General features: G+C 64.4%; 12 protein-coding genes and 1 pseudogene. 6 read left to right on the top strand and 7 right to left on the bottom strand.

The features are described from left to right. Window positions 1-211: 211 nt before the first annotated feature. The 4 genes from GGD63_RS08160 to GGD63_RS08145 all read left to right on the top strand — a co-directional run bounded on the left by GGD63_RS08160 (window position 212) and on the right by GGD63_RS08145 (window position 5,368). Window positions 212-625, top strand: coding sequence for a TadE/TadG family type IV pilus assembly protein (locus GGD63_RS08160; protein WP_183240611.1), 414 nt, complete (start codon window positions 212-214; stop codon window positions 623-625). Between the two features lies 1 nt (window position 626). After that, window positions 627-2,297, top strand: a complete 1,671-nt coding sequence (locus GGD63_RS08155; protein WP_183240609.1) for a pilus assembly protein TadG-related protein — start codon at window positions 627-629, stop codon at window positions 2,295-2,297. 137 nt (window positions 2,298-2,434) lie between these two features. Further along, window positions 2,435-3,907 carry a methyl-accepting chemotaxis protein gene (locus GGD63_RS08150; RefSeq protein ID WP_183240607.1) on the top strand — a complete coding sequence of 491 codons (1,473 nt, stop codon included), beginning with the start codon at window positions 2,435-2,437 and terminating at the stop codon, window positions 3,905-3,907. A gap of 192 nt (window positions 3,908-4,099) precedes the next feature. Then, window positions 4,100-5,368 carry a serine hydrolase gene (locus GGD63_RS08145; RefSeq protein WP_183240606.1) on the top strand — a complete coding sequence of 423 codons (1,269 nt, stop codon included), beginning with the start codon at window positions 4,100-4,102 and terminating at the stop codon, window positions 5,366-5,368. Here GGD63_RS08145 and GGD63_RS08140 read toward each other — a convergent pair. After that, window positions 5,354-7,816 (bottom strand): bifunctional diguanylate cyclase/phosphodiesterase, encoded by a 2,463-nt coding sequence (locus GGD63_RS08140; protein WP_183240604.1) that lies wholly within the window; start codon window positions 7,814-7,816, stop codon window positions 5,354-5,356. The two genes, GGD63_RS08145 and GGD63_RS08140, sit on opposite strands and share 15 nt — an antisense overlap. 1,060 nt (window positions 7,817-8,876) lie before the next feature. Continuing rightward, window positions 8,877-9,725 carry a LysR family transcriptional regulator gene (locus GGD63_RS08135; RefSeq protein ID WP_183240602.1) on the bottom strand — a complete coding sequence of 283 codons (849 nt, stop codon included), beginning with the start codon at window positions 9,723-9,725 and terminating at the stop codon, window positions 8,877-8,879. A 102-nt stretch (window positions 9,726-9,827) separates the two neighbouring features. Here GGD63_RS08135 and GGD63_RS08130 point away from each other — a divergent pair, with 102 nt between their 5' ends. After that, entirely contained in the window at window positions 9,828-10,820 is a 993-nt protein-coding gene (locus GGD63_RS08130) for a zinc-dependent alcohol dehydrogenase family protein (RefSeq protein ID WP_246785386.1), read from the top strand. Between the two features lie 137 nt (window positions 10,821-10,957). On the opposite strand, the gene GGD63_RS08125 is transcribed toward GGD63_RS08130, so the two are convergent. The 3 genes and pseudogenes from GGD63_RS08125 to GGD63_RS08115 all read right to left on the bottom strand — a co-directional run bounded on the left by GGD63_RS08125 (window position 10,958) and on the right by GGD63_RS08115 (window position 12,974). Continuing rightward, window positions 10,958-11,101, bottom strand: coding sequence for a hypothetical protein (locus tag GGD63_RS08125; RefSeq protein WP_246785385.1), 144 nt, complete (start codon window positions 11,099-11,101; stop codon window positions 10,958-10,960). Window positions 11,102-11,452: 351 nt separating this feature from the next. Further along, window positions 11,453-11,779, bottom strand: a pseudogene (locus tag GGD63_RS08120) (aldo/keto reductase); the annotation flags it as partial. A 121-nt stretch (window positions 11,780-11,900) separates the two neighbouring features. Beyond that, window positions 11,901-12,974: a hypothetical protein gene (locus GGD63_RS08115; RefSeq protein WP_183240600.1), complete on the bottom strand. Its 1,074-nt coding sequence runs from the start codon at window positions 12,972-12,974 to the stop codon at window positions 11,901-11,903. Window positions 12,975-13,222: 248 nt separating this feature from the next. Between GGD63_RS08115 and GGD63_RS08110 the strand changes: the two genes are divergently transcribed. After that, entirely contained in the window at window positions 13,223-14,263 is a 1,041-nt protein-coding gene (locus tag GGD63_RS08110; RefSeq protein WP_183240599.1) for a patatin-like phospholipase family protein, read from the top strand. A gap of 19 nt (window positions 14,264-14,282) precedes the next feature. Here the strand turns inward: GGD63_RS08110 and GGD63_RS08105 are convergent, their stop codons facing one another. Both GGD63_RS08105 and GGD63_RS08100 read right to left on the bottom strand, forming a co-directional pair. Next, window positions 14,283-14,711 (bottom strand): CBS domain-containing protein, encoded by a 429-nt coding sequence (locus GGD63_RS08105; protein WP_183240597.1) that lies wholly within the window; start codon window positions 14,709-14,711, stop codon window positions 14,283-14,285. Window positions 14,712-14,899: 188 nt separating this feature from the next. Then, window positions 14,900-15,724 (bottom strand): rhomboid family intramembrane serine protease, encoded by an 825-nt coding sequence (locus tag GGD63_RS08100; RefSeq protein ID WP_183240595.1) that lies wholly within the window; start codon window positions 15,722-15,724, stop codon window positions 14,900-14,902. Window positions 15,725-15,870 lie beyond the last annotated feature (146 nt).

Raw genomic sequence — 15,870 nt, 5'->3', positions numbered from 1 at the left:
TTAATTCTCCCTAAAAGTGATTAACTAGAAGTTGTTCCCGTTAGACACACTCCAATTCTGAAATGTTGATCTAAAGCAATACTTTATGGCCCCATAAATTTTTTGGGGCCTAAAGCCCGCAATGGCGCCCGCAGATTTGCGGAACGATCCGTACAATAACCCGTAACGAGCTAGCCCCCATCCTCGACCACAACAAGGGGTTGAGGTCGACATGCTTCGATTCGTGCTCTGCCTGCGCGGTGCTTCCGCCGTCGAATTCGCGCTGATCACGCCGCTCTTTTTATTGATGCTGTTTGGGATCGTGATCTTCGGCGGCTATCTGACGATGGTTCACGGGGTCCAGCAGCTTGCCGCGGAAGCGGCCCGCTCCTCCGTCGCCGGCATCTCCGACAGCGAGCGCAACACGCTTGCGACCGGCTACGTCTCCGCCCACGCCTCGACCTACCCGCTGCTGGATCCAGACAAACTTGTCGTCAGCGCCGCTCCATCGAGCAACTCTGCGAACGTGTACGTGGTGACCGTGACATATGATGCGTCGGCCAGCATCGTCTTCGCACTTCCACTCGCGCCTGCTCCCGCCTCCACGATCGTTCGCTCCGCCGCCATTCCCTATGGAGGGTTCTAGGATGAAATTGGCACAGCACCTCCTGCGCCGGTTTATCTCCGACGATCGTGGCAACGTTGCGATCATGGGAGCGATCGTCATGACCCTGGTCATCGGCTTCGCCGCGCTTGGCGTGGATCTCGGCGCGATCTTCGCCGACAGGCGCAAGGCCCAGAGCGCAGCGGACCTTGCAGCGATCGTCGCTGCCGGCAATTTGAACAACGCGACGAATGCCGCCTCTGCGACCGTCGTGCGCAACAACTATCCGGCGAACGCGCTGGTCGGCGTCGAGCTTGGAAATTACACCGCCAACGCTGCCGTAGCGCCGGAGAGGCGCTTCGTCACGCCGGCAACCGGAGCTGCGACGGCCGCACGGGTCACTCTCGAAACAAAGACACCGCTTTACTTCGCCCGTTACATCACCGGTTCGAGCCAATACACGATCAGGACGACAGCAACGGCATCGAGCACGGCCCTCGCTTCGTTCGCGATCGGCTCACGCCTCCTTGCGGTCAACGGCGGGCTGCTCAACGCCGTGCTTGGATCAATGCTGGGCACAAACCTTTCGCTCACGGCAATGGACTATCAGGCGCTCGCGAACGCGCGCATCGACGCGCTCGATTTCCTCTCTGCGGTCGCCACGCGGGCCAATGTGACTGGCCCGACCTACGACAATGTCCTGACCAGCAACGTCAAGATGGCCGATCTCATCGGGGCAATGCTGACGACGCAACAGGCCGCCAATGGCAACAACGCGGCCACCATCACCTTGTCGAGCATCGCCCAGGCCATATCGGGACAGTCAACCCGGATTGCTCCGGGATCGCTCCTGGATCTTGGGCCTTACGGCAGCCTCGCAATTGGCCAGAAGCCGAAGGTCGGAGTCAGCCTTTCGCTCTTGAGCTTGCTATCCGGCACTGCCGCCGTTGCGAATGGAGATCATCAGATCGCAACCAGCTTGAACCTCAACCTGCCGGGGATCACGCAGGTTTCAGTGGTCGCCACGGTCGGCGAACATCCCGTGGGCTCGGGCTGGTTCGCCGTCGGTGCGCAGGGCGCGAGCGTCCACACGGCCCAGACGCGCGTCCTGATCACGATCCAGCTCGCCGGCAGCGGCGGCATTCCTTCTGTCAATCTGCCGATTTATGTCGAGGTGGCAGCGGGTACAGCGACGCTGTCCGGCATCTCCTGCGGGCGGCCCGACATCAGCAGTTCGACCGTAACGCTCGGCGTCACTCCGGGTGTCGTCGATGCCTGGGTCGGCAACGTTTCAATGGCCGACATGAACAATTTCAGGACCAAGCCCAATCCTCCGCCCGCCACATTGGTCAACATATCCGGCGTAACCGTCACCGGCCGCGCTCATGCTGAAATCAGCAATACCACGGCTAAGCAGGTCGACTTCAGCTACGCCGACATTCAGGCACAGACAATCAAGACAGTCACGACGACAAATTTCACCTCTTCGTTGATGTCGAGCCTGCTCAGGGACATGAGCTTGACCGTCACGACCGGTCCCCTCGCGCTGCCGCTGCCCGGCGCCGGCTCGACGGTCGCCAATATCCTCTCCGCCGCCACGGGCTCGATCGACCAGATACTCGCAGCCACGCTTGCCGCACTCGGCGTCGGAATTGGGCAAGCGGACGTATGGGTTTCCGGCGTGCGCTGCGACGGGGCGGTGCTCGTCAACTGATCGAGTTGGCGCAATCCGGCTCAGGGATTGCGCGATCATTGTAGCAGTTGTGTCTGCGTCATTCCGCGTTTCGGAAATGGGCCAGTCCTGGCCCGATGCCATCTTAACTTTGAACATTCTCAATTGGGGGTCTTAGCATGCTTTCCCGTTTCAAATCTGACAGCTCGTTCGGTCTGCTCGATCGGATGCCGATCAGCGTAATGATCTGCGAGATGACCGATTTCAAGATCGTCTATCTGAACGAGTCCACCAGGAACAACCTCAAGAAAATCGAACACGTGCTGCCCGTCAAAGTCGACGCCTTGATCGGCCAATCGATCGACATCTTCCACAAGAACCCCGAGCACCAGCGACGACTTCTGTCCGATCCAAAAAACCTTCCGCACCGCGCCCGCATCACGATTGGCGGCGAGACGCTCGATCTCACGGTTACCGCCATGATCGATGCGCGCGGCCGCTACACCGGCCCGATGCTGACCTGGGAGCTTGCGACCGAGAAGGCCAAGCTCGAAGCCGAGACCGAACACCAATTGCAGATGCTCGACAACATGCCGCTCAATATCATGATGTGCGACACCGATTTCAATATCACCTACGTCAACAAGACCAGTGTCAAGACTCTCGCGCCTCTGAAACATCTGCTTCCGGTCGCCCCGGACGAACTGGTCGGCAAGTCGTTCGACATCTTCCACAAGAACCCACAGCACCAGCGCCGGATCGTCGGCGACCCGACCCGGCTGCCCCACGCGGCCAAGATCAAGCTTGGACCCGAGACGCTCGACCTGCGCGTTTCGCCCCTGTTCGACAGGAAAGGCAGCTACACCGGAGCGATGCTCAACTGGTCCGTCGTCACGGCCAATGTGCGGCTTGCGGATGACTTTGAACGAGACGTGAAGAGCCTGGTGGGCACACTGGCTTCGGCTTCTTCCGAGATGCAGGCGACGGCGCAATCGCTGTCCTCCACCGCCGAATTTGTCAGCCAGCGATCCGCGGGGGCGGCATCGGCTTCCGAGCAGCTCTCCTCCTCGGTCAACGAGATCAGCAGGCAAGTCGCCGAGGCGAGCAAGGTCGCAAGGGCCGCGGTCGAGGAGGCCGAAAAGTCCGATCGACTGGTCTCCGGCCTCGTGACAATGGCACAGAAGATCGGCGACGTGGTGGCGCTCATTAGCCAGATTGCCGGTCAGACCAACCTTCTCGCACTCAATGCGACGATCGAATCCGCGCGCGCCGGCGAGGCCGGCAGGGGCTTCGCCGTCGTCGCATCGGAGGTGAAGGCACTTGCCAGCCAGACCGCCAAGGCAACCGAGGACATCGGCGCCCAGATCAACGAGATGCAATCCGCGACAGGCAACACGGCCGGGGCGCTGAAGGCGATTTCCCAGACCATCAACCGGATCAGCGAGATCAGCACGGCCATCGCGAGCGCCGTGGAAGAGCAAGCCGCGGCCACCAAGGAGGTGACGACCAACATCAGCAGCACCAATCAGGCCGTCGGCGAAACCAGCGACGCAGCGGGGAATGTTCTGACCGCCTCGGGCAGCCTCGCCAGGAATGCATCCGAGCTGGAAGTCCAGGTCGATAAATTCCTCGCGAGCGTTCGTGCCATGTAGTCGAATCCGTCCAATTGCGCCATACGGCCACAAGCCGGACGAGAAGCGGCGCCTTGTCGGGTAAGCGGACGAAGCCCAGCGTGGATCGTCCGCGATCGTTCCTTTCGGAAATCGTGACGCGATTTTCAATCGATGGCTTGTTGACGCCTTCGGCATCTTGCGGCTTTGATCCCGCCGAGGGAGGAAGCCCGGATGAAGCGTCGTGAATTTCTGGTCGGGGCCGCACTGCTCGCCGGCGCAATGGCGCGAAGCCGCGCCGCGGACATCCCTGCTCCCTCGCCCGACGGGCTCGACCGCATCACCGCCTATTTCGACAACGAGGTGAGAAGCGGCCGGCTGCCGGGCGCCGTCATCCTGGTCCAGCAGCACGGCAAGCAGGTTTACCTCAAGACCTTCGGCGTGCGCGACACCAGGACCGGCCTCGCCATGACGCCCGACACGATCTTCGCCCTCCACTCGATGACCAAGCCGATCACGTGCCTCGGCGCGATGATGCTGATCGACGAGGGCAAGCTCGCGCTCACCGATCCCGCGTCGAAATACGTCCCGCTCTTTGCCGACACCATGGTGGGCCTCGAGGTCACCGAGCCGGACGGCAAGCTGGAGCTCGACCTCGTGCCACCGGTCCGTCCTGTCAACATCGAGGATCTGCTGCGACACACCTCGGGCATCAGCTACGACTATATCGGCGGCAAATGGGTCGAGCAGGCCTACAAGGCCGCCAATATTTTCGAGGGCCAGTTCAACAACAGGGAATTCGCCGATCGCATCGCAAAGCTGCCGCTGGCGCGGCAGCCGGGAACGCTGTGGCGCTATGGCCATTCCACCGACGTGCTCGGCGCCATCATCGAGATCATCTCGGGCCAGACGCTGTACGACTTCCTGAAAGCACGCATCCTCGATCCGCTCGGGATGAGCAGCACCAAATTCGCACTGGCGACGGAGGACGAGCTGGTGCGGATGGCGCGGCCATTGCCGAACGATTTCATCCTGCTCGCCGGCGAGCGTGACCGCCTCGATCATCCCGAATGGCAGTCCGGCGGCGGCGGCCTGCTCTCGACCATCACCGACTATCAGCGCTTCTCGCAAATGCTGCTCAACGGCGGCGAGTTCGAGGGCAAGCGCTATCTGAGCCCGGCCGCCTTCAAGGCGATGACGACCGATCACGTCGGGCCGGGCTCCGGTGTCGGGCGAGACTATTTCTATTTTCCCGGCGACGGCTACGGCTACGGCTACGGCCTTGCGGTGCGGACCGATCCCGGCAACGCAAAACCACCGCCGCCGGGCTCGCTCGGCGAGTTGAAATGGGACAGTGGCAGCGGCACCTATTTCGGCGTCGATCCCAAGCTCGACATGGTCTACCTCATGATGCAGCAGACCCAGAACGAGCGCAGCCGCATCACGCCCGCGTTCAACGCGCTGATCTATGACTGCTTCCCCGAGGCGCTACGCCGCCCGTGAGGCGCGCTGGCCGAACTCGGCCAGCAATGTTGCGATCTCGGCGGCGGGCCGCGCCGCGCTGAACAGAAAGCCCTGCACCTCGTTGCAGCCTTCGGCGCGCAGCCAGTCGAGCTGATCCTCGGTCTCGACGCCCTCCGCGGTCGTGGTGATGTTGAGGCTGCGGCCGAGCCCCGAGATCGCGCGCACGATCGCGCCGCAATCGGGCCGCTGCGCCAAATCCTTCACGAAGGAGCGGTCGATCTTGATCTTGTCGAACGGGAAGCTACGGAGATAGCTGAGGCTGGAATAGCCGGTGCCGAAATCATCCATGGAGATGCCGACGCCGAGCTCGCGCAGCTGGTGCAGGATCGCGAGATTGGCATCGGTCTCGGCCAGGAAGATCGACTCGGTGATCTCCAGCTCGAGCCGCTTCGGCGACAGGCCGGACTGCGCCAGGGCCGAGATCACGACCTGGACCAGGTTGCGGCTGCGGAATTGCGCCGGCGACAGGTTGACGGCGACCTTGACGTCGGCGGGCCATTTCACCGCCTCGGCGCATGCCTCGCGCAGCACCCATTCGCCGAGCTGGGTGATCAGGCCGATGTCTTCGGCGACCGGGATGAACTCCGCGGGTGAGATCATGCCCTTGTCGGGATGACGCCAGCGCAACAGCGACTCGAAGCCGGAGATGCGGTCGGAGGCGATCGACACCAGCGGCTGATAGTGCAGCTCGAACTCGCCATTGGCGAACGCCCGGCGCAGATCGAGCTCCATGTCGCGGCGCTTCTGCGCCTGGAGGTCCATCTCGCGCTCGAAGAAGTGATGCACGCCGCCGCCGTCGGACTTCGCCCGGTACAGCGCCATGTCGGCGTTGCGCATCAACTCCTCCGACGTCACGCCGTCACCGGGCGACAGCGCGATGCCGATGCTGGCGCCGATCACCATCTCCTGCCCGTCGATCTCATAGGGCGCCTTCAGCATGTCGATCAGCAAGCTCGCGCAGGCGCTGGCCTCGTTCGGCGACACGTCGGCGGCCAGGATGACGGCGAACTCATCGCCGCCGAGCCGGGCCGCGAGATTGGTGCCGCGCACCGCGGTGGTCAGGCGTTCGGCAACCGCCTTGAGCAGGCGGTCGCCCGAGGGATGACCGAAGGAATCGTTGATGTTCTTGAACAGGTCGAGGTCGATATAAAGCACGCCGACACGTTTTCCTCCGGCCTGGTCGAGCGCCTGCTTCAACCGCTCCCGGAAATATTCGCGGTTCGGAAGGTCGGTGAGCCCGTCATGATGCGCCATGTGGGCGATGCGTGCCTCGGCCTTGCGCCGCTCGGTGATGTCGACCACTGCGACCAGATAGCCGTCGCGATCATTGAATGCGACGCGGCGGCCGAAGGTGAGCACCTCGATCTCGCTGCCGTCGGCGCGCAGATGCCGCCAGTTGCGCGAGGAGTGATAGGTGTCGCCGACGCGTTCGAGGGCCTCGGCGTGACTGTCCCACTCGTCCTGCGGCCAGATCTCGTGCAGCTTCATGCGCAGGAAGGTGGCGCGGCTGTAGCCGTAATGCTGGACTGCGGCGTCGTTGACGCCGAGAAACTCCTTGCTCTCGGCGTCGAACACCCACATCGGCATCGGGTTGTTGTCGAACAGCAGGCGGAACGAGGCGTCGCGCCGCTTCAAGGCGGTGACGTCGGAGATCGTCAGCGAGACCACGTCGGCGAAGGCAGTGGCGCTGAGGCGGAGATGGCGATCCTTGTGCTCGATCTCGAGCTGTTCGCCGCGGCCGCCGGAGACGGTCCTGAGCAGGAATCCCGTGATGTCGGGCGATGCCAGCAGCGTGCCGCCCTCGCCGATCCGGCGCCACAACAGGCTCGCGCCCACGGCCTCCAGCAGCACGCCCGCGCTCTTGTTGTGGTGCACGATCTGGAGATCGAACGGCTTGCCTGAGGCATCGCGCAGCGTCGCCAGCGAGATCACCGCATCGTCGGTCGCGGAGAAGATCGCATCCAGCAGATTGTATTGCGCGCCGCGCTCGTTGACATAGGCGCCGACCAGCGTGGCGCCCCAGCGCGAGGCGGTCGGCAGCGCCAGCACGTCGTAGGTCCTGACCATGCCGTCGCGCACGCAATGAGCGCTCGCCTGGTGCGGCCGTCCGTTCGCCAGCGCGCTCGCCGCCGCTTCCGCCAGTGCCGTGGCGCAATCCGGCGAGAGCTCGGCGACCGGGATGTCCCAGCGCTCCTCGCCGAGCCATTTCTGCACATAGCGGCCGCTGCGCGACAGTTCGAGCGCACCGTCGTTCTTCAAGAGCGCGATATGGTCGGCGAGCCTACCGAGGCTGCCGAGCATAACGTCCTCATAGCGCGGCAGCCGCTCACCCGGCTTCAACGCGGCACGCCATTTGCGCTGAAGCACCGGGATGTCGTCGAACATTTCGGCGGCCGGTTTTCCCGGCATCTTCTTCGCGGCAGTCATTGCAGTCCCCAACGCACTTTCCCGGCGCATCCAATGCAGATGCACTTAATGGCATGTAAAGAGCGCGCCGGCGCGGGTTCCATTCAGCGATTATGACAGTTTTAAGTCAGGTGTTGGTTAGTAGCCGTTAGAGACTATGACAGTTGCATATAGTGCGGTGCGTGGTCGGCGCGCGAGGACGCGGCTTTGGCGCACGGCTGCATCAGCATCGTCATTGCGAGCCAACGGGGTCCGCGCGAAGCGCGGCCCGATGACAGGCTCCGCGAAGCAATCCAGCGTCTTTCCGCGGATACATTTCTGGATTGCTTCGCTGCGCTCGCAATGACGGAGTATGTGGGCGGCACTGTCGCTCTTTAGCTCGCACCGTCATCGTAGACGCACCTTCGCATTCTCGCGGCATCTTCCGCCCGAGCTTTGCATGATCATTTCACCCTCGAATGAAAGAGGGCGCAGGGAAGGCCGGGTGCCGGCCGGGCACCCACGGTCCACTGTGCGAAAGGTGGCAACAAAGAATTTGCACAGCGGCATACAGGTGAAGCCAAACATCCGGCCTTCCCTGCGCAGTGGTTTTACGGCTTATGTCGTGATCTCCCCGGGGAGCGATGCACTATTGCCCCCGTCGCCGTGCAGATGACTGATGTGCGGGCCCGGTCGGGCTGCTCACATCACCACAAGACTTGGCGCACAGACCCCGGGCGCCAGGACCACACGATTTTGCCGTACGCTGATGGCACCGGTCGTATGCACGACGACTTTGCTCACGGTCTCCCGCCCTGCAAACCCGTTCGCGCCAACGCCATCTGCGTCCACCGCCGCCCGGCCCGCGTTCGTGACGATCGCGATACGCCCCTCTTCCTTGGGCCGGAGTGCGGCGACACATACGCCGATTCCGAATTTCGGTAAAGCGGAATATTTTCGGCGCGGTGGCTTGACCGATGGTTTGGGTGTTTTGCCCGACGGGCAACACAAGGTCTTGTAGCCCGGATGAGCGAAGCGACATCCGGGATTCACGGCACGAGCTGTCCCGGGTGTCGCTTCGCTCACCCGGGCTACGAAACCGTCATGCCAGCTTCTCAATCACCAAATCCAGCAGCGCGCGCAAGCGCGCCAGGCGCTTGAGGTCGCGATGATAGCCGACAAACGTGTCCCGCCCCGGTGGCGACGTGCCGATGTCGAGCGCGACCAGCCTTCGGTCGCGGTCGCCAAGCGGGCGCGGCAGCACAGCCAATCCGCCGCCGCTCGCACAGAGCTCGGCCTGCACCTGCCGGTTATTACTGCGCGATGCGACCTCCGCGTTGGGCAGGGTGCGCTTCAGCCAGACCGCGTCGGGCATGTCGGCGAATTCGGCATTCATGGTCACGACGCGCACGCCGCGCCCGTCGCCGGTGCGCGGCGGCTTGCTGCCCTTCCTGCCATAGAGCGCGTAGGGAATGTGGAGCAGCTTTCGTGAGATCACCTCGGGCTCACTGAACGGCTTGATGCGGAAGACGAGATCGGCCTCGCGGCGCGGCAGGCTGTAGAGGCGCGCATCGGTCAGGAGCTCGACGGTCACCTTGGGGTGGCGCTTGCCGAAGGCGGCGATCACCGGCGACAGCATCACCGTCCCGAACCAGTCGGAGGACGACAGGCGCAAGAGACCGTCGAGCTGCGTCTCCGCGCCGGAGGCATGACGTTGAAGCGCGAGCGCCTCGTCCTCGATCCGCTCGGCGTGGCGCAGCACGGCGGTGCCCTCGTCGGTGAGGACAAAGCCGTCGGCCGTGCGCTGGAACAACGTCTGTCCCAATGCTGCTTCGAGCGCGCGAAGCCGCCGCCCCATGGTCGGCTGGGTCTGGCCGATCTTTCGCGCGGCCGCGCCGAGCGTGCCTTCGCGCGCGATCGCCAGGAAGATGCGCAGATCGCTCCAGTCCATCGGACGCCCCCATACAAAAATGCACGATTGTCGTACATCATCGTTCCTTCTCATGCAAAACTTCATGAGCATATTGGAGGCCGACAACGGAGCAAGACGATCATGACGAGACAGTCGACCATGCGCGCGGCCGTCCTTGAGACCCACAACGCGCCGCCGCGGCTCTCAAGCATCTCCGTGCCGAAGATCGGCCCCCGCGAGGTGCTCGTGAAAGTCCGTGCGAGCGGGGTCAATCCGCTCGACACCAAGATCCACGCCGGCGCGGCGGCGCACGCCCGCCATCCGCTCCCTGCGATCCTCGGCCTCGATCTCGCCGGCGTGGTCGAACAGACCGGGCGCGCGGTGACGCGCTTCAAGCCGGGCGACGAGGTCTATGGCACGACTGGAGGCGTCGGCGGCGTGCCGGGATCGCTGGCCGAATTCGCCGCGGTTGACGCCGACCTGCTGGCGATGAAGCCCGCCAATCTCAGCATGCGCGAGGCGGCTGCCCTGCCCCTGATCTTCATCACCGCCTGGGAAGGCCTGATCGACCGCGCGTCGCTCAAGGCCGGCCAGAAGGTGTTGATCCATGGCGGCGCCGGCGGCGTCGGCCATGTCGCGATCCAGATCGCGCGTGCATTCGGCGCAAATGTGTTCGCGACGGGCTCAGGGGCGCAGCGCGCGACGATCGAAGCGCTTGGCGCCGTCTTCATCGACCGCGACACTGCACTCGAGACTTACGTGGCAGAGCATACAGGCGGCCGCGGCTTCGACATCGTCTACGACACCGTCGGCGGCAAGGTGCTCGATGCATCCTTCGCGGCGGTGCGCCGCTTCGGCCATGTGGTGAGCGCGCTCGGCTGGGGCACGCATGCGCTCGCACCGCTGTCGTTCCTTGCCGCCAGCTATTCCGGCGTGTTCACGCTGTTGCCGTTGCTGACCGGCGAAGGCCGCGCCCATCACGGAGAGATCATGAACGAGGCGACGCGTCTGGTTGAGGCCGGCAAGCTTGCGCCGATGCTCGATGCAAGGCGCTTCACGCTGGAGAATGTGGACGACGCCTATGCGCTGATCCGCGATCACGCCGCGAAGGGCAAGCTGGTGGTGGATGTCTAGCTTACGACCCGATTGAAGCGAAGCGACATCCGGGGCTCTATCCGCGCAGATACAGCGGTCCCGGGTATCTCTTCCGCCTTCGCTCGTTGAGCTAAGCGGACAAGCCGTTCACCCGGGCTACGAAGCTGCGCGCGCAGTTAGTCCTCGCTCGACGCCGCCGAGCGCTTGCGCAAGTGAGCCTGCGACAGCAGGAAGAACAACGCGCGCTCGCCATGATATTTGGCGGCCGGCCGGGTGCGCTCGAACCCGTCGGCAAAGATCTTGCCGGACTGGTCGCACACTTGCCACCGCCAACCGAACCGTTTGCGCCTGGTAAGAATCACTTCGAACATGCCGACGGGCTTGGTCCCTGCTCCTCCGGTCTCGCAGGCAACAAGCCTGCTCCGGCGTCCCCCATTGGACGGATGCCCGACATATAACGCAGCAGGATGGAAAGAGAATAAAATTGATTATCGGAATTACGTATCGTCCACCGGCCATGACGACGTCGCGACATTCGTGGAATATACGGACACTATCGGTGTTGATCGGCCTTCGATGCCGCTTGATAGCGCTCACACACGTATTCAAGCCCGAACACACGTCGCGAAGCCCGGTAAGCAAACGCTCACCGGGCCTCTCTGCAACATAAGTCAGCGGCCAACCCGCGCCTGGAGATGGGCGGGATAGCGGTCACCTTGCACCGCGACCTTGGCCAGCACTCCCGCAATCGCAGCGAGATCGGCCTCAGACAACGTTACCACCGCCGCGCCAAGGTTCTCCTCGAGCCGGTGCAGCTTGGTGGTGCCGGGAATCGGCACGATCCACGGCCTTTGCGCCAGCAGCCAGGCCAATGCGATCTGCGCCGGCGTCGCCTGCTTCGCCGCAGCGATCTCGCCGAGCAGATCGACCAGCGTCTGATTGGCTTTTCGTGCGCTCGATGAGAAGCGCGGTACGATATTGCGGAAGTCGCTTGCGTCGACGATGTGGAGAGATCCCGCGCCATCTCAGCCGGGTCGACTCGTGGAGAGTCCCCCTCACCCGGAATCCGCGCTTCGCGCGCATTCCGGCCTCTCCCCGCAAGCGGGGAGAGGCGAAGCGCTAGCGCGCCACGACCTCGACTTCGCCGTCGACGCCGTTCACGACGTTGAAGCCGCGCTCGTAGACCTTGCCCTCGTTCTTGGCGATGGCGCGGTATTCGCCTTCGGACAGCACGACGCGCGGGAAGGCGCCGATCGATTCCTTGATGACGTCGCCGCCGGGGGTCAGCACCGACCAGGCGGTGTTGGCGAGCGCCTCGCCGCCCCGGTCGCTGACGAGCTTGAGCGTGATCACGGCGGCGCGATGGGTGATGGTGACGTCGGTGAGCTTGCCGGCCTGCACGCGGATGTCCGAGCGCACCACCGAATTGGCATCGCCATAGTTGGAGACGATGTAGTAGGTGCCCTCCGGGATCAGCACAACGTCGCCGGCGGCAACGTTCGGCACCAGCGAGGCGCGCTCGCCGGACTCGAACTGGCTGCCCTTGTAGATCGCGAAGGAGATCTGGTTCTGCGGAATGCGGCTGGTGCCGACGCGCCCCTCGATGCGCAGGCCGCCGGCCGGCAGCACGAAGGATTCGCGATCGGTCTCGGCCTTGAGGCTGACGGTGCGCACCGCGCTGACGAGGCCGAAGGCGACGTGGACGACGTAGCTGCCGGGCGGCAGCACGATGTTCGGCGTGGCGCTGCGGTCCTCACGGATCAGCTTGAAGGTGCCGTTCTCGTCGGGACGGTCGGCAAACACCCGCCAGACCAGGCCGCTGGTGATCGGGGCCGAGTCCTTGCCGTATCTCGCCGTCAGCGACAGCACACCCTGTCCCGGCACGGCCGCATTGAGCGGCGCGGCCGACGGCACGGTGGTGACCGCAGGCGGCGGCATGCTGGGCGTCACCGGCTGGGTCAGGGTTGGCGGCAGGCTCGGTGGGCCGGCGCCCGGGCCGGAAGGGGGCGCCAGGCTGACGGCGCCGCCGGGATCGGGCACCGAGGCCGGGGGTACCGGCGGCGGGCGATCGGAGAAAAGCTGTGCCTGCGCAGCGCCTTGACCTGCTGTCACGAGGCACGCGGCAAGAGCCAGCGCCGGCAGCAGCCTGCCGCTGCGCCGCCATCCGATGATGCCGTCACCCCCGCGTGTCATGCTCCCTGCTTTTCACCGAAAACGCGGCAAATTCAAGCCTCGGATATCCCAGGAAATACGGCCCGATGCCGATCTTTGGAACCCGGCTGACGCCTGCGTGATTAGACTTAAGGCAACCGCCCCTCGCCATACTCCTGCCCAGCGCTTTTTCCAAAGCGGCATAAACCATGCTTCGCCCCTGATATGGCGGAGCGCAAGTGGGATGCCTAGTCTGGCAGTGGGCTGGCCCCAGCGGAGGAGAGCTTTTGGTGCTGGAGATCTTGAAGGGCCGCGGCTCGAACGGCTCCAACGGCGAGAAGGCCGGCGAAAAAGTCGGCTTGGGCAGCATCCGCCGGCCAGTCATTGGACTCGCACTCGGCGGCGGCGCGGCGCGCGGCTTTGCCCATATCGGGATCCTCAGGACCCTGATTGCCAACGGCATCGTGCCCGACGTCGTGGTCGGCACCTCGATCGGCGCCGTGGTCGGCGGCGTCTATGCGGCCGGCCGGCTCGACACGCTGGAAGACTGGGGGCGCAGCCTGCAGGGCATGCGCAATATCCTCGGCTATCTCGACATCCGCCTCAACGGCTCCGGCCTGATCGGCGGCGAGAAGCTCGCAACCCGGCTCGAGAAGGCGGTCGGCCAGACCCTGATCGAGGACCTGCCAGTCAAGTTCGCCACGGTTGCGACCGAGGTCCGCACCGGCCACGAGATCTGGCTCACGCGCGGCCGCATGGTCGACGCGATGCGGGCGTCCTACGCCCTGCCCGGCATCTTCTCACCCGTCCTGATCGGCGACCGCTGGCTGGTCGACGGCACGCTGGTCAATCCGGTGCCGGTCTCGGCCGCCCGCGCGCTCGGCGCCGAAATCGTCATCGCCGCAAATCTTTCCAGCGACATCTTCACCCATTCCACGACGATCCATGCGCACGGCGCGGCGCCCGCCCCGGTCGCGCCCGAGGCCGAGGCGACGCCGACCAAGCGGCGCTTTCCGCGCCTGTTCTCGCCCGAGAAGACCATGAAGCGCGAGTTCTTCGGCGGCGGCGGACGGCCGGGCATCTCCTCGGTGATGGTCGATGCCTTCAACATCATGCAGGACCGCATCACTCGCGCGCGCCTTGCCGGCGATCCGCCCGACATGTTGATCACGCCGCGGGTCGGCCATTTCGGCTGGTTCGACTTCCACCGCGCCGAGGACCTGATCGCCCACGGCACGCGCGCCGCCGAGCGCGCGCTGGACTCGATCCAGGAGGCGATCGAGGTGCTCGCGCCGGCGCCCGCAGGCCACGCGCCCAAAGCGGGCGAATAAGGCGGACGCGTGAGGTCCGTCAGGCCGTCTTGATGTAGTCGCGCAGGGCTTCCTGCTCGGTCTCGTATTCGCGGACACGCCATTTGACGATGTCGCCGATCGAGATCAGGCCGACCACCTTCCCGTTCTCAATGACGGGCAGATGGCGGAACTTGCCTGTCGTCATCGTCTCCATGAGCTCGGCGACGGTGTCGGTCTCCTTGCAGGTGACGACCTTGCGGGTCATGACCTCCGAGACCGGCTCCTCAAGCACGCCGGCGCCGCGCTCGCCGAGCACGCGCACGATGTCGCGCTCGGACAGGATGCCTTCCAGCCGGCTCTGGTTCATCACCAGCACCGCACCGATCTTCTTCTCACCGAGCAGCTTGATCGCGGCCGACAGCTTGACGTCGGGCTCGACGCTCATGATCTGGTGGCCCTTGGTGTTGAGAATGGAACGTACCGTCATTGCCGCCTCCCTGAATCGAAGCCGTCCGCCTTTGGCGGTCCGGACTTGTTCGCGAGTCTTCAACTAACAGTTTTGGCGCGGGTTTCACGCTCGCGCGCTTGTCGAAGCGTTGCCTCTATGGGCTTGTCGCTTCGGAACATTCTTCCAGGGAATGATGGATGAATTCGGGCCGCGCCGCAAGCGCCGCCTCAAACACGATCGGAAACGTCCCGTGATGACGCATCCGCAGCATCACTTCGCACGCGCGGCACGGGATCGAACACCGCGAACAGCAACAGGCCCGCGAAGAAGCCGCCGATATGCGCCTGCCACGCGACGCTGGTGGTCTCGGCATCGACGCCGATCGCGCCGACGCCGAAGATGATGTTGACGCCGAACCACACGGCGAGGAAGCCGACCACCCGCCCGTCGCGCAGCGCACGCGACAGCGGCAGCGCGGGAACTTTCGCGGCGGTATCGGCGTCCGAACGGCTGAACGACAGGAAGCTGCCGCGGGCAAAGGCAAAGCGGATCGCGGCTGCCATCGCGCCCGACACCGAGGCCGAGGCGCCGATCATCGGTGCCACCGCGTGCTCATGGGTGACGAGATGGGCAAGCGCGCCGGCCGCCGCCGTCACCGCCATGAAGACGAAGAACCGGATCGCGCCGAAGCGCCGCGCCAGCGCGCTGCCAAACGGCAGCAGCCACAGCACGTTGAAGCCGAGATGGGTCAGATTGGCGTGCAGCAGCGAATAGGTGACGAAGCTCCAGACCTTGGCGCCGGCGCCGCCGGGAATCTGCAGATTGAGCAGCGAGGAATCGTAGCGCTTCGGGATGAAGCCGAAGACGTCGATGGTCCAGTTCTCAAGCTCCGGCGGCAGCAGCACCCGCAGATGGATCAGTGCCAGCAGGCCGATATAGGCCGTCAGCGCCACCGGCAGCGTCAGGATCGGCTCGCGCGGAGCCTCCTCATGGACGGCTGGCGGGCCCGGAGGAGGACCTTGCGGCGACGAATCTTGTGGCGGGGAATCCAAGGCAGCTTCGCTTTCAGGCGCGATCGGAGCGACAGGCTTGGAGATAGTCGCCTTTGCCAGCCTTGCGCAAGTGCACAAAAGCAAAAGGCGAGATGGGGACGGCCAAAGCTGAACCAGGCCAAGTGCCGCACGCAGGAGTGCTGTGC

Source organism: Bradyrhizobium sp. cir1, from assembly GCF_014198245.1.
In the GTDB taxonomy this organism is placed as follows: Bacteria; Pseudomonadota; Alphaproteobacteria; order Rhizobiales; family Xanthobacteraceae; genus Bradyrhizobium.
Note: the sequence above shows the minus strand (reverse complement) of the source record. Positions and strands in the feature narration are given on the sequence as shown.

Excerpts from the sequence above, each read along its gene's own strand:
- GGD63_RS08160 (WP_183240611.1), top strand. The coding sequence starts at position 212 with ATGCTTCGATTCGTGCTCTGCCTGCGCGGTGCTTCCGCCGTCGAATTC.
- GGD63_RS08155 (WP_183240609.1), top strand. The coding sequence starts at position 627 with ATGAAATTGGCACAGCACCTCCTGCGCCGGTTTATCTCCGACGATCGT.
- GGD63_RS08150 (WP_183240607.1), top strand. The coding sequence starts at position 2,435 with ATGCTTTCCCGTTTCAAATCTGACAGCTCGTTCGGTCTGCTCGATCGG.
- GGD63_RS08145 (WP_183240606.1), top strand. The coding sequence starts at position 4,100 with ATGAAGCGTCGTGAATTTCTGGTCGGGGCCGCACTGCTCGCCGGCGCA.
- GGD63_RS08140 (WP_183240604.1), bottom strand. The coding sequence starts at position 7,816 with ATGACTGCCGCGAAGAAGATGCCGGGAAAACCGGCCGCCGAAATGTTC.
- GGD63_RS08135 (WP_183240602.1), bottom strand. The coding sequence starts at position 9,725 with ATGGACTGGAGCGATCTGCGCATCTTCCTGGCGATCGCGCGCGAAGGC.
- GGD63_RS08130 (WP_246785386.1), top strand. The coding sequence starts at position 9,828 with ATGACGAGACAGTCGACCATGCGCGCGGCCGTCCTTGAGACCCACAAC.
- GGD63_RS08115 (WP_183240600.1), bottom strand. The coding sequence starts at position 12,974 with ATGACACGCGGGGGTGACGGCATCATCGGATGGCGGCGCAGCGGCAGG.
- GGD63_RS08105 (WP_183240597.1), bottom strand. The coding sequence starts at position 14,711 with ATGACGGTACGTTCCATTCTCAACACCAAGGGCCACCAGATCATGAGC.